11 protein-coding genes are annotated in these 14,039 nt (G+C 63.5%); 8 read left to right on the top strand and 3 right to left on the bottom strand.

Annotation, left to right across the window (positions count from 1 at the left end; all coding sequences use genetic code 11):
- Positions 1-85: 85 nt before the first annotated feature.
- Positions 86-688: a DNA-3-methyladenine glycosylase I gene (locus tag M2334_RS09050; protein WP_319801339.1), complete on the top strand. Its 603-nt coding sequence runs from the start codon at positions 86-88 to the stop codon at positions 686-688.
- Positions 689-707: 19 nt separating this feature from the next.
- On the opposite strand, the gene M2334_RS09045 is transcribed toward M2334_RS09050, so the two are convergent.
- The gene (locus M2334_RS09045) at positions 708-1,583 is read right to left on the bottom strand and encodes a TauD/TfdA dioxygenase family protein (protein WP_264605252.1); all 876 of its coding nucleotides are present in this window, start codon (positions 1,581-1,583) and stop codon (positions 708-710) included.
- A gap of 336 nt (positions 1,584-1,919) precedes the next feature.
- On the opposite strand from M2334_RS09045, the gene M2334_RS09040 reads away from it, so the two are divergent.
- The 5 genes from M2334_RS09040 (at position 1,920) to M2334_RS09020 (ending at position 9,194) form a co-directional block, all read left to right on the top strand.
- The gene (locus M2334_RS09040) at positions 1,920-4,916 is read left to right on the top strand and encodes a TonB-dependent receptor plug domain-containing protein (RefSeq protein ID WP_264605251.1); all 2,997 of its coding nucleotides are present in this window, start codon (positions 1,920-1,922) and stop codon (positions 4,914-4,916) included.
- Between the two features lie 32 nt (positions 4,917-4,948).
- Entirely contained in the window at positions 4,949-5,935 is a 987-nt protein-coding gene (locus M2334_RS09035; RefSeq protein WP_264605250.1) for a nuclear transport factor 2 family protein, read from the top strand.
- Between the two features lie 24 nt (positions 5,936-5,959).
- The gene (locus tag M2334_RS09030) at positions 5,960-7,369 is read left to right on the top strand and encodes an MFS transporter (RefSeq protein ID WP_264605249.1); all 1,410 of its coding nucleotides are present in this window, start codon (positions 5,960-5,962) and stop codon (positions 7,367-7,369) included.
- Between the two features lie 133 nt (positions 7,370-7,502).
- Positions 7,503-8,222, top strand: a complete 720-nt coding sequence (locus M2334_RS09025) for an alpha/beta hydrolase (protein ID WP_264605248.1) — start codon at positions 7,503-7,505, stop codon at positions 8,220-8,222.
- 162 nt (positions 8,223-8,384) lie between these two features.
- Complete coding sequence (locus M2334_RS09020; protein ID WP_264605247.1) at positions 8,385-9,194, top strand: CmcJ/NvfI family oxidoreductase; 810 nt, start codon at positions 8,385-8,387, stop codon at positions 9,192-9,194.
- A gap of 44 nt (positions 9,195-9,238) precedes the next feature.
- On the opposite strand, the gene M2334_RS09015 is transcribed toward M2334_RS09020, so the two are convergent.
- Positions 9,239-9,550 carry a hypothetical protein gene (locus M2334_RS09015; RefSeq protein ID WP_181559580.1) on the bottom strand — a complete coding sequence of 104 codons (312 nt, stop codon included), beginning with the start codon at positions 9,548-9,550 and terminating at the stop codon, positions 9,239-9,241.
- An 84-nt stretch (positions 9,551-9,634) separates the two neighbouring features.
- Here M2334_RS09015 and M2334_RS09010 point away from each other — a divergent pair, with 84 nt between their 5' ends.
- Complete coding sequence (locus tag M2334_RS09010) at positions 9,635-10,834, top strand: LLM class flavin-dependent oxidoreductase (protein WP_264605246.1); 1,200 nt, start codon at positions 9,635-9,637, stop codon at positions 10,832-10,834.
- Between the two features lie 49 nt (positions 10,835-10,883).
- The gene (locus M2334_RS09005) at positions 10,884-12,305 is read left to right on the top strand and encodes a spinster family MFS transporter (RefSeq protein ID WP_264605245.1); all 1,422 of its coding nucleotides are present in this window, start codon (positions 10,884-10,886) and stop codon (positions 12,303-12,305) included.
- Between the two features lie 22 nt (positions 12,306-12,327).
- Here the strand turns inward: M2334_RS09005 and M2334_RS09000 are convergent, their stop codons facing one another.
- Positions 12,328-13,749 carry a FadR/GntR family transcriptional regulator gene (locus M2334_RS09000; protein ID WP_264605244.1) on the bottom strand — a complete coding sequence of 474 codons (1,422 nt, stop codon included), beginning with the start codon at positions 13,747-13,749 and terminating at the stop codon, positions 12,328-12,330.
- Positions 13,750-14,039: the final 290 nt, after the last annotated feature.

Genomic DNA, 14,039 nt, shown 5'->3' with positions numbered 1-14,039 from the left:
TGGCGTCAGGGAAGGCGGCAGGCTAGATCACAGCTTGCCGGTGCCCTGGCGCCGCGCTGTCCGCTCGGATGATGGGGGAAGGAACATGGCGGGGCTTTTTACGGCATCCGATGGCGTGGCCCGTTGCGGCTGGTGCGCAGCGTCGGAAGATTACATCGCCTATCATGACGATGAATGGGGCTATCCCCTGTCCGACGATCGGCGTCTGTTCGAGAAGCTGAGCCTGGAAGGCTTTCAGTCGGGGCTGAGCTGGCGAACGATCCTGACCAAGCGCGAGAATTTTCGGGCCGCGTTTCACGGCTTCGATTTTCATCGCGTCGCGGCCTTTGATGAGACGGATGTCGAGCGCCTGTTGCAGGATGCCGGCATCGTCCGCCACCGCGGCAAGATCGAGGCGGTCATCAACAACGCGCAGCGCGTGCAGGATCTCGTGCGCGAAAGCGGCTCCTTCGCAGCCTATGTCTGGAGCTTCGAACCCCGAGACGAGGTTCCGCATCTCGCCCCAACGTCGCCTGCGTCCATCGCCATGTCCAAGGACCTCAAGAAGCGCGGCTGGAAGTTCGTTGGCCCGACCACGGTCCATGCCTTCATGCAGGCCATGGGGCTGATCAACGACCATGCCGAAGGCTGCGCGATCCGGGCACGGGTCGCCAAAGCTCGTGCCGGGTTCCAACCCCCGCAGGGCTGAGCGGCCGTGCGGGCGGCGATCAATCCGGCGCGCGCCTGTTGGCCTCGATCGCCGAGACCTCCGGGCCAAATTCGTTAATCGTCGCACGGCGCATATCCCGCTTATAGCGATAGCGCTCGAAAGACGTCGCGCTGTGCATCGTGCAGCGATTGTCCCACACGACCATGTCGCCCGGCCCCCATTTATGCGCGTAGACATAGCGCTCCTGCGTGGCGAAGCGGTAGAGCTCGTCCAGGAAGGTGCGGGCCTCGTCTTCCGGCCACCCTTCGATGCCCACGCCGTGCCAGCCCATGTACAACGCCTTGCGCCCGCTGGCCGAGGTGCGGACCAGTGGATGAGCCATGCGCGGATAATTTTTGCGCATCTCCTCGTCCTCGAACTTGACGCCGTTCAGCTGCAGCGCGCGGAAGAGGTCGTGGTCGACCTTGAGGTCGGCGACCTTTCCCTTCATGTCCTCCGGCAGATCATCATAGACGGCGCGGGTGTCGATGAACTCCGTATCGGCACCCTCCGGCGGCGTCACATAGGCCAGCAACATCGACCATTTCGTGGGCCAGGAATTGAACGGGCTGTCGGTATGGAACAGCTCGAAATCGGCCGGTTGGGCGCCATCCGGCTTGGGCTGGATGATCTCGCCCTCGGCGGTAAGATTGCTGATGTCGTAAAGCTCCGGCGCGATCCGCTTGCGCCCGGGCGGTGCCAGTTCCAGCGGGCCGAAGGACCGGGCGAAGGCGATATGGTCCTCGTCCGACAGGCTGGCATTGCGGATCACGCAGACGGCATATTGCGCCATCGCCGCCTCGAAGAATTCGACGGTCTCGGGCGAGAGGGGTGCGGAGGTGTCCAGATCGGTGATCTCGCCCACGAACCGGGGGTGCAGTTGGTTGATCTTCATCGCTCCGCTCATTCCTCATCCCACTCTTTATCTCAGCCCGGCGCGCGCAGGTGCTGCCGACGCGCAAAGCCATTCTTCCTCGATCTGGCATGAGCGCCGGCCCTCAAAATAGTGTGTTCTTTTGGGGCGGTCGCTTCATGCCTGTCGCCAGGCTGCTTTCATGATGCTTTGAGACCGCAACCAATTCACAGCACTATTTTCGTCCTGCGTGCTTAGCCCAAAGGCAGGTGGACAAGAGAGGATGTCATCGACCGGACCTCGTCTGCGACACGCGAGCAATGCGGCGCAGTACCGGATCGTGCATCCCGAAACAGCCGCAAGGCCGGGAGGGTGAACATGACTGCAGGCCATCGTCTTTCATTCACGTCGCGCGCGCAATTCGCGCTTCTGCTGCTCAGCAGCGCCTCGATGCTGGGGCTGGCCCAGCCGGTCAGCGCGCAAACCGGCTCGGCGGGCGCGGATGTCGGAGCGCAGGATAGCAATGGCGATAATGAGCGCGCAATCATCGTCACCGGCACCCGCATCGGCGGCGAAGCACCGGTGGGCACGGCGCTCGTCCAGTTGGGCAAGGAGGAGATCAGGGCCACCGGCCTCTCCAGCACCGCCGACATTCTGGGCACGGTGCCCTCCATCCTGCGCCTGGGCGGCGGCGATAATTATGCCGGTGGGCAGGCGCAGCAGGCGAACACGATCAACTCCTTCAACTTCAACAAGTCGCCCAATGTTCGCGGCCTGGGCGTGGGCGCAACGCTCAGCCTCGTGAACGGGCACCGCGTGCCGTATGAAGGCGGCAACATGAACTCGTTCGACGGGGATAATTACCCCGCGCAGATGATCCAGCGGATCGACGTGGTGCAGGACGGCGGCTCGGCCCTCTACGGCGCGGACGCGATCGCGGGGACGGTCAACTATATCCTGCGACGGCCGGAGGACACGCTTGAAGTCCACGGCGGCTATCGCAAGAATGACGGTCAGGATGGCTGGTATGTGACCGGCATCGGCGGGGTGCGCTGGGGCGAGGGCAGCGTGGGTGAGGGCGGCATTATCCTCTCCTACCAGCACTCCTATCAGACCGCCTTCGCGGCCTCGGCACGCCCGGATCTCTATAATGACGATCTCTCGCCTTATGGCGGGGCGCCCTCATCGCTTTACTCGGCGCCGGGCAATGTCGTCATCAACGGCATCTATTACGGCATCCCGGCGGGTCAGGACGGGTCGAAGCTGACTCTCGCAGATCTCAAATCCACGCCCAACTATTTCAATACCTGGAGTGGCATCGAGGTTATTCCGCAGGTTGAGGCAGACCGCTTTGCGATGAACTTCGAGCAGAATGTTACCGATTGGCTCCGTGTGTTCGCGGACGCGCTCTATGTACGGCGCGACTTCACCATTAACGGTCCCAACTCGTCGACCAGCAACCGCGTCACCAATCTTGGCCAGTTGCCGCGCATTCCCAACAGCAATCCGTTCAGCCCGTGCAACCCCAGCCATTATGCGGGCGGCGTCGTCACCGGTCCCGCCAACCTCCTCGCCGCCTGCGCGACGGGCGCGCTCTCCGTGGCCTACAGCACCGTCTACGACATCGGGTCGCCGCGCCGCTTCGGCCAAACCGAAACCTGGACCTATGGCGGCGGTGTCGACATCAAGCTGCCCTATGACTGGTCGGTAACCCTGTCGGCCTTCGCCGGCACGCATGATGCGCCCTCGACCACCACGCAGACGGGCGGCGCGCCGGCGCCGGTCTTCGCGACGTTCAACTTCTTCTGCGATCCCACCGCCTTCCAGTGCACCGATCAGGCGACGGCCGATTCCATCAACGCGCGCGGCACCTCGCTCATCAACCGGACCAAATATGACATGCAGGTCTATTCGGCGACTGCGGACGGCCCGCTCTTCTCTCTCCCGGCCGGACAGGTGAAGCTGGCCGTGGGTGTCGAGCGCTATGAAGGCTCGCTGCTCAACGAGAATAATTTCGGCGGCAACAACTTCAATCCGCGCAGCGTCTCTTCGGTGTTCGGCGAATTGTTCGTGCCGGTCGTGAGCCCGGATGCGGGGAGCGGCCTCATCTACAAGCTCGAGCTCAATGGCTCGATCCGCTACGATGATTATAGCGACGCCGGCACCACGACCAATCCGCGTCTGGGCTTCAACTTCTGGCCGACGCGCGGCCTCAAGATTTTCGGCAGCTGGGGCACGTCCTTCCGGGCGCCGGGCCTTGCCGATAATGATCCCTTCTCGCAGACCGGCGTTATCCCGCTGGTGACGGCGGGCAACCAGCTCTCGCCGGCGATCTGCGCAGCGTGCCAGGGCGTGCCGATGGGCGCGATCTATCAGTCGATCGGCGGCGCCAATCGCGATCTCGCGCCCGAGACCTCCGAGACCTATGCCATCGGCGTCGACTGGACACCGCCCTCGCTGCCGGGCCTCACCATGTCCGCCAAATATTGGTGGCTGAGCTATGAGGGCCAGATCACCACGCCGGCCTTCAACGTCGGCAGCGTGCCGGCGATCAACCAGCAGATCTACAACTCGCAGATCATCTACAACCCGGCCTATTTCCCGACACTGGCCGCGAACAACCCGACTGCCTTCTTTGGCGATTTCCCGACCATCAATCAGGCAAACCCTTCCTGCGCCGCAGCCTTCGGGAAGAATGTGACCACGCAGGCGGTCTACGATGCGATGATCAGCTGCTACAACACCGGCGGGGAGCGGGGCGGTCTGTTCGGTCCGCCGACGGCGCCGGGCAATGTGTTCGCGCTGGTGAGCGGCCGCCGGATCAACGCGGGCAAGACGGTCGGCCGGGGCATCGATTTCAACATCGATTACGCCTTCGATAGCAGCATGGGCCGGTTCAACCTCGGTGCGGTTGCCTCCTACACGATGAGCTGGAAAGTGTCCCCGCTGCCCGGCGCTGAGCTCGTGCAGGAAGTGAACCAGCTCGGCTTCCCGCTCACCTTCCAGGCGCGCGGCCAGCTTGGTTGGCGGCGCGATATCGGGATGGGCGATCTGTTCGCCAGCACCTTCGTCAACTTCCGCAATTCCTATGAGATCGATCAGGCACAACTACCAGTCGGCGTCGACCCGTCCTATGCCAAGATTGGCTCCTACACGACGTTCGACCTGACCATCGGCTTCGACACCGGCGACCGGGGCGGCTCATGGCTGACGGACAATTTCAGCATCGTCCTCAGCATGCAGAACGTCTTCGACAAGGATCCGCCACTGGTCGTCAATCAGGCAGGCCTTGCCGGCAGCGCGATCCGCTTCGACCCGACTTATGGCAGCGCGCTGGGCCGTGTGATGCAGATCCAGGTCGGCAAACGCTTTTGACGCGGGGTTCGCTGGGCGGGGTGGCGGCCTGCATGCTGCTTGCGGCATGCACGGCCTCCTCGGGTGACGGGTCGCCCTCGCTCGCACCGCCCGTGGCTGCCGCGAGGGAGGGAAGCGTCGTGCCGGTCATGGGTCACCCTGCGCCACTGTCTCTGCTGGAGGACAAGGACCCGCGCCTGGCCCGGAACAAACGCCTGGCGTTCGACATGTGGCGCAGCATCGTCAATGCCGGCCATGTCGAGCTGGCCGACGATTTGCTGACAGAAGACTATATCCAGCATAGCCCTGTGCTGCCGAGCGGGCGCGCGGCCTTCAAGCAGATTTTCTCGGCCGTCCCACGGCGCGACATCCCGGCGCTGGTCTCCCCGCCGCTCGTTACCATGGTTGCAGAAGGCGATCTGGTGGTGATGGCCTTGCGGGAAGAGCTGCGCGAGCCGGAGGGGGCCGGGCGCTATACCAGCACGCACTTCAACCTGTTCCGGGTGGAAGGGGATCGTCTGGCCGAGCATTGGCACTCGGTCGAAGCCCCGCCCGGACCAGATCTGCCTTCGCCGGAGGAGGGTGGTCCGCAGCCGGTGACGGGCGCGACTGGGCCGGCCCAACAAGCGCGGCTCCAATCGGACGATCCCGCACTGGCAGCCAACAAGCGGCTCGTGTTCGATGCCTGGCGCCATCTGGTTGATGCGGGTGGCGCGGCCGCCGCTAAGAAATATCTGGCCGGCGACTTCATCGAACATGATCCACGCGCCACGCACGGCGCGCCCGCGATCATCGCCGCAGCCAAGGGTCGCACTGCGGTACCGCTTGCGCAGGCCATGCAGGCCACACTGGTCGCCATGGTCGCGCAGGGCGATCTCGTGATCGTCGTCACCGGCCATGAGCATCCGCATCCGAGCCGGGTAGGGGCCAGCTACACGACAACCCAGTTCAACATGTTCCGCATCGAGAAGGGGCGCCTTGCGGAGCATTGGACCGGCGCGATGAAGCCGGGAACCGTGCCCGGCCCCTATACCGATTGATGACATGCTGCGTGGAGAGACAATTTGACTGACATCGCCGCCGCGCAGCCTGATCCGGATCGCGCCGCCAGCCCCGTTTATCGCCCCCATTATTCGGACGAAGCCTGGCCCGCCGCGCGTCAGGCCTATCATGTCGCTTGGGTGCTGGCCGCCGTGCAGATGTGCGCCCAGCTCAATAACGGCGTCATGACGCTGCTCGTCGAGCCGATCAAGCGCGACCTGCAATTGACCGATATGGAGATGAGCTATCTGCTCGGCTTCTCGGTCAGTCTCTTCTACGTGCTGATCGGCATTCCCGCCGCCCGACTGGTGGACCGGCATAATCGCAAGCATCTGCTCGCGGTATCCGTTTTCCTGTGGAGCCTTGCCAGCGCGGCATGCGGCCTTGCCCAGAATTTCTGGCAGTTCTTCGCGGCGCGCTTTGGCATCGGCGCCGGTGAATCGATCAGCGGCCCGCTCTCTTATTCGTTGATGGCCGACTATTTCCCCCCGGAAAAGCTGCCGCGCGCCATTGCGATCTACAATGTCGGCTTTCAGGGTGGCACGGCGCTCTCGCTGCTGCTTGGCGCGGTGATGATCCACCTGCTCTCAGGGATGCCGGCCATTCACCTGCCGCTGCTTGGCGCCGTGCGCGAGTGGCAGGTCGTGTGGGTGGTGACCGGCCTTATGGGCATCCCGATCCTGCTGCTGGTCGCCACGATCGTCGAACCCAAGCGTCGCGGATTCAGCGCCGCAGCGGTCGTCGGGATGCAACCGCGCAAGGTCGGCCTGCGCGAGACCTTGCGCTATCTGCTCGCCCATTGGCGGCTTTACGGCCCGATGTTCCTCGGCCTGTGCTTCACCGCCATGCATATGTTCGGCACGGCGGCGTGGAGCGCGGCCTTTTATGCACGGACCTATGGATGGGCGCCGGCCAGCACGGGCCTCTACACCGGGCTTCTCAGCCTCGTCCTGGCGGTTCCAGCCCTGTTCGGTGCGGTCTGGCTCAACGATCATTTCCGCAATCGCGGCCATCCCGATGCGAACATGCGGGTGCTGGCCATCGGCTTCACCGCATCGGCCCCGTTCATGATCGCCGCGCCACTCATGCCCAGCCCCTGGCTGGCGCTCGGCATGGGCGGCATCGGCACGGCCTTGATGCTGATGGCGGCGCCATCGCTCAACTCGGCCTTGCAGGTGGTGACGCCCAACGAGATTCGGGGGCAGATCACCGCGCTCTATCTGTTCACCATGACGGCGGTGGGCGGCGGGCTCGGACCGACCTACTTCGCCTTCCTCACCCAATATGTGTGGGGAGACGAGGCGCTGTTGCGATATGCCATCGCAACTTCTGCGGCGATTTCCTTCCCGCTGGCGGCCGTCACTTATTGGGCGGGGGTGAAGCCCTATCGCCGGCGCATCCTGGAGATGCGGGCCGATGGCGCGCCACTCTGAACCGCCCACCGCATCCGCCTATTGTCGCCACTATTTTCTCGCCCGGCGCAGCGGCACTCGCTGGGGAAATCAATGGCATGCCTCTTCGGAGAGGCCGCGCCGGCCAAGCTGACACATATCAAGGGAGAGAATGATGGCGGACAAGCGTGGAACGATCGTGATCGTGCATGGTGCGTGGGTTGGCGGGTGGCGCTGGCGCAAGGTGGCCGATCTGCTGCGCGAGCGCGGCCATTATGTGTTCACGCCCACGCTGACCGGTCTGGGTGAGCGCGCCCACCTCACCAGTCGCGACGTCAATCTGGCGCTGCACGCGCAGGATATCGCCAATGTCATCCGCTATGAGGAACTGGAGAATGTGCTGCTGGTCGGCCACTCCTATGGCGGCATGCCGATCTCGCAGGCGACCGAACTGATCCCCGAGGGGGTGATCCAGTCGATCCTCTATATGGACGCTTTCATGCCGGAGAACGGCCAGTCGCTGAACGATCTGGTGCCCGGCGAGCCGCACCTCCCGCCCGAGGAAGGGGATTATCTCGTGCCGCCGCCCCGGCTGGTGCTGCAGGGCTTCAATGCGCATATGGACCCCGCCTCGCGCGCCTCCTACGAGGATCGGCGCACGGCGCAGTCCGTCTACTGCTTCTCGCAGAAGGCGGAGCTGACGGGTGCACGCGACCGCATCCCGCAAAAGACCTATGTGATCGCCACCGGCTACAAGAACGATACGTTCGCCCCCGTGGCCGAACGGTTGCGCACTCAGCCGGACTGGCGCGTGGAGGAAATGCCCTTCACGCACGATCTCCAGCATGTCGCCGTGACGGAATCTGCCGACATGATCGAATCCGCGCTGCCCTGAGGCCACTCTGCTCGGCTCAGCCTTGCAATGTAGGCACTATTTTCAAGCCGGCCCGTCCGCACACTGGCGCGAATTGAACGAAAGGCGGCCGCAGCGGCATCGCCAGATCGGTCGGATAGCCCGTCGACTGCGATACCCCGGCCGCCATGAGGAGAGAGAATCGTGAAGAATCAGGCTGCCGCAGTCGCCTCGCGCCCGACCTCGGTCGAGAGCTTCATTCGCTATTCGGAGCGTGCGGCCGATGGGGGCTGGATCGAGAAGAACGGCTCCTATTCCTTCTCGATGGAAGACCATGACGTGACCGTGCACAACGCCCGGCTGGCGGACACCTCGTTCGATGCGCAGGGCTTCACCCTGGTGAAGCACGCCACGGATGTCGATTTTACGGACAAGGATGATTTCGAGCGCCGCTATTATCCCGAGGTGGCGCGTCTGGTGAAAGAGCTGACGGGCGCCAGTGATGTGTTCGCCTTCATGGGAATTTTAAGGGGCGGGGAGGATGCCAAGGGCGGCGGTCCGGCGCTGAGTGCTCATGTGGATTTCAACGGGCCCGCGCTGCAGCAGTGGATCGCGCGGCTCGCGCCCGATCGGGCCGAGGAACTGGCGGCGAAGCGGCTCGTCAACATCAATGTCTGGCGTGGCACCAAGCCGGTCGAGAATTATCCGCTGGCGGTCTGCGACAGCCGCAGCGTCGAGAAGCGCGACTTCTTGAGCGTATCGCTGGGCAAGCCAGAAGGCGGCTTCCGCCAGGGCATGCCGGCCGGCCTCAACATGGCCTACAATCCCCGGCATCAATGGTATTATTATCCGGATATGCAGCCCGATGAGGCGCTGATCTTTCGCCTGTACGATACCGGCAATCCCGATTGGCAGATGACCGGCCATACAGCGTTCGAGGATCCGACGAGCAAAGCGGATTCCCCGCGCCGGGAGAGCTTCGAGGTCAGGACCATCGCGGTGTTCGACGCATGATGGCGCAGCGCTCTCCTGCCCGCTCCGCCATCCTGCGCGTCGGATCAGCCCGAGGCTGCGCCGGCCGGCGCGCCGATGCGGAAATGGCCTTCCTCCAGCCGGGTCAGCTTCGCCTGTCCGCTCTGCTGCCAGGGGTCCTTCGCCAGTCGATCGAGCACTTCTTCGCGGCTGTCGGCCAGAAACACGAACAGCACGTCCTCGGACTCGGCCAGCAGGCCCGCCATGGCGATGAAGCCCTCCTTTTCGAGCGCGCCCATATAGCCGGCGTGGTCCGCAAAGCCGGGCTGCTCATGCGCTTCCTTGCTGGGGTCCCAAAGGTCTGTTCGCTCGACCAGAGCGACGAAGGTCTTTTTCATAAGAACGCCTTTCAAGATTTTCAGACTGCATCAGTATAAGTTCAGTCTAACAATATATTCAAGCGTTACGTTGGAGAATAAATCATGAAGGTCTTTGTATTCGACTGGACCGCTTATCAAGATAATGTTGATAAGTATCGCGAGGATGGTGTTATTCCGCGCTTGGGTGCAAGTCATTTTGATCCACAGGTCGCCGCAAAGACTTATAAGAACCATCTCGAAGCATGGGCGGAGATGGACAAACAGGGTTTTGATGGCATTGCGATCAACGAGCATCATGGCACGCCATTCGGTCTGGGCAATTCGCCCAATCTGATGGCGGCGGCGCTGTCTCAGGTGACTGAGCGCCTGAAGATCCTCGTTTACGCCAATCTCCTGCCCATCCACGAGCCGCTGCGTCTGGCCGAAGAGATCGCCATGCTCGATTGCATGAGCAACGGACGGCTGATCTGTGGCGTGGGTCGGGGCGCACCCCGCGAATACAGGATTTTCAACGTGCCCATGGGTGAATCACGCGGTCGCTTCAATGAGGGCTTCGAGGTGATGCGGCGCGCCTGGACGCAGGACAGCTTCTCCTTCGACGGGGAGTTCTACAAGTTCGAGGACGTCTCGCTGTGGCCGCGCACCTTCCAGCAACCCCACCCGCCCATCTGGGTGCCGCTCACCGGGTCGAAGGAGTCCATCGAATGGGCTGCCGAGCATGATGCGACCATCACGCCGGGTATCTTCCGTGGGTCCATGCGCGAGGATACCATCCGCTATTTCGCCGAATGCCAGGCCCGCCATGGACGCGAGGTCCAGTCGGACAAGATCAGCATCATGGTCGACTGCTACGTAGCCGATTCCAAGGAGCAGGCCATCGAGGAATATGGCAGCCATCTGATGTATCTGTTCAACACGCTGCTGCGCTACGATCAGGTCTGGCAGTCGGATGTGCGCAAGACGAAATACTATAGCTCCACCGCGTTCGAACATCTGCGCGAAGGCGCGAAAGGCACGCTGGCCGAGGATGACACGGTGTTCAACGAGTGGACGATGGACACGGTCCGGGGCGCAGCCCAGCACATGCCGATCGGCACCGCCGACGAGATCGTCGCGCGCATCATCGATGAGTGCAACGATGCCGGCGCCAACAATGTGCTGCTGGTATGCAACCGCGGCGACATGCCCCACGACATGTACATGAATCAGGTGCGCCGTATCGGCAAGGAGGTCTTGCCACGCCTGCAGGCGCACAATGTCACCTTCGTTCCCCATGCCGAGCGGCAGCAGGCAGCGGAATAGCAGTCGGTCAAAAATACAGTAGAACCGACCGACGAAATGGGGGGTGACGATGGCGACGACGACACAGCATAATCCGGCAGAGCCGGTCGCAGACGAAACGCATCCGCTGTTGCGGCCCGGCTACAAGAAATGGGCCGTGTTCGTGCTGCTGCTCGTCAGCATCTTCAACTTCGCCGATCGCGCGATCCTCGCGGTGCTCGCCCAGCCGATCAAGGAAGACCTCGGGCTCACCGATACCGACCTTGGCATTTTGCAGGGACTGGGCTTTGCGATCATGTATTCCGTGCTGGGGGTGCCGCTCGGTATGTTGGCCGAGCGCGTCAACCGGACGCGGCTGATCGCCATCTGCGTCGCCGCCTGGTCTGCCATGACGGCGGTCTGTGGCCTCGCGACGGGTTTCACGACCTTGCTTTTGGGGCGGATCGGCGTGGGCATCGGCGAGGCGGGGGTGCAACCGCCGACATCATCGCTCCTGTCCGATCATTACAGGGCCAATCGTCGCGCCTCGGTGCTGGCCGTCATCTCGCTCGGCTCACCGTTCGGCTTTCTGCTCGGCCAGTCGCTGGGTGGTTGGGTGGCGACGCAATGGGACTGGCGCACGGCCTTTTTCGTCATGGCCGCACCGGGCATCATGGTCTCCCTGCTGGTCTGGTTCACCCTGCGAGAGCCGCCGCGTGGATTGGCTGATGGCCGCATCACCCGCGCACCCGTGCCCTCGCTGGGGACGGTTCTGCGCTTCCTCCTGGCCAAGAAGACCTACATCCACTTGCTGGTGGGGGTGACCATTGCCGGTTTCACCCTCAACGCCATCGCCAACTTCGTGCTGCCCTTCTATCTGCGCAGCTTTGAGATCAACCTAGCGACGCTCGGGGTGATCTTCGGCATCGTCACCTTCACCTCCAACGGCATTGGCATGCTGCTGGGCGGGTTCGGCTTCGACTGGCTGTCGCGTCGAGACATGCGCTGGGTGCTCTGGGGGCCGGCGCTGTGCATGGCGCTGTGCGTGCCCATCTATTTCGGCGCCTTCATGAGCCGGGAACTGTACGTCTCGCTCGCCTGCATCTTCTTCGGCAATATGGCGCTGATCACCTTCATGGCCCCCACGATGGGCACGATGCAGAACCTTGCCGGGCCGCAGATGCGCGCCATGACCGCCGCGATCACCGCGCTGGTTGGTGGCCTGCTGGGTGCCGGCCTCGGGCCGACTGTCACCGGCGTGCTCAGCGATTTTTACGCAAGGCGCGCTTATGGCGCGGCTGATTTCGCGACATCTTGTCCGGGGGGCAGGGGGCCAGATGGCATCGGAACGGCTCTCGATGCCGCCTGCCTCACGGCGTCATCGACCGGTTTGCGGTACGCGCTGCTCACTGTGCTGGTGCTGTTTTTCTGGGCCGCGCTGCACTATGTTCTCGCCGCGCGGGATCTGCGCAAGGATGTCTACCGGCCGGAAGACGAGGCAGGGGTGGCATAAGAGCTATCCCCTTTGCACCCGCTCAGATCGGGCGCGTCGAACTCATGGAGAGCATGACGCGCGAGGCTTCTGCCTTGGCCCAGCCCAATTGCGCATCGCCCCCCATCGGCAGCCGGTCGAGCAGCATGCGCAGCAGCGCGAAATATTCGGCCTGCTTGTGCGCCGGCAGGCGCTCCAGCAAGAAGGGATGGAACCGCGCCTCATAAGCCGCGAGGCAGCGCGAGAAGAGATCGATGATCGGGCTTCTGGCCAGCTTGGAGACATATTGGACCAGCGCCAGCAGATCATAGCGATCGATGGGGTCGCTGCGCTGTGCCCGGTCGAGAAGTTCCTGCAGCCGTGCTCGCTCCGCCGCACTGGCGCGGCTCACGGCCAGCGCCGGTACGAAGCGATTCAATTGGAACAGCGTCGTGCCGGCGGTCTGGGGATCGACCTGCCGGCTGATCAGGAAGGCAAGGACAAGCCGGATGCTGCCGGTGCCGCGCAGATCCCGCACGATGAGGCCATTGCCCCGGCCCCGGCGGCACTCGACGAGCCCGCTGTCCTGCAACTGCCGGATCGCCTGGCGCAAGGTAACGCGGCTGACGCTGAAGCGCTCGCACAAATCCCATTCGGAGCCGAGGCGCTGGCCGGCATTGCCGCTCGGCAGGATTTCGGCCGCCAGCCGGCGGGCGACGAGGAGGGCGAGCGTCCGGTCGGCATCCTGACGGGATGCCTCGATGGTCGGCGGCGAAAGCGGCGCATCGCGCGCGGCCAGCCAGTCGCCGAGGCGCCGGTGAAGTGTGTCGGCCTCTTGCTGTGCGGCCGCCACGTCACGGTGAGCGACGGCCTGGTTGATCGCTTCGGCCTGCTGCTTGGCTTGCCCAAGCCAATCGCCGTCATGCGATTCAACGCCGGCAAACAGCATCGTCAGTTCGTTGAGGCATTGCACGAACAGCGGCAGGACGGGGTCTCCACTCATCGCCGCCAGGTGGGAGCGCACCCGCAAATGCCAGGCAAGGCCGCCCTCGCGTTCGTCCGGCGCGTCCAGTCGCATCCCATGGTCTGAACGATCGGCTGTGGCCGCAAGCGTTGCGAGCAGCGGGTCGACAGCTTCGCGCGCATCCAGCACCTGCTCGCACGTCACGCCAGCCAGCTGGAAGTAATTGGCGAGCTCAAGCCCGATCCGGCCCACGTCGGGCTGCGCCACCATGAAGCCACCGCTCCGTCCGGGACGTAGCCGGCCCAATCCGCGGCGCTCGAGCAGGGCGACCGCTTCGCGCATAGCTGCGCGCCCCACGGCATAATGCTCGCACAGACCCCGCAGTGACCCCATCACGCCACCGACGGGCAAAGGGCTGGAGGCGATATCGTCCTCGATCCTGCGGGCCAGCCGCTCGGCCAGGCGGGCCGTGCCGGCGTCCTCGCTGGTGGACGCGCTATATATCTTTTCCGCTGTGTTCATGCGATCCTCTACGGACCGATTGAAACTGTCTGATCCTTGTTATGCAAGCGAAATTCAGCCAGCGACAACTATATTTTCGCTCGGAATTGTTGCCACTATTTTAGTCTGCCCAAGTCCGCCAAGCTCTGGCACACTCGTATCTGTCATACGCATGATGGAACTCAGGAAGATATCTTGAAAAGGCAGCTGCTCGGCGACCTAAGCGCCAAGGTCGTGATCTCTCCATTTCGTCGCAAGCTGCCCCCGCCGCCGGTGATGACGGTCCAAGGTCGCCTCGCGTGACCATTTCC

Origin of the sequence: Sphingobium sp. B11D3D (assembly GCF_025961755.1) — a bacterium.
Classification (GTDB): domain Bacteria; phylum Pseudomonadota; class Alphaproteobacteria; order Sphingomonadales; family Sphingomonadaceae; genus Sphingobium.
The sequence above is the reverse complement of the archived record's forward strand: the minus strand, read 5'-3'. Positions and strand labels throughout refer to the sequence as shown.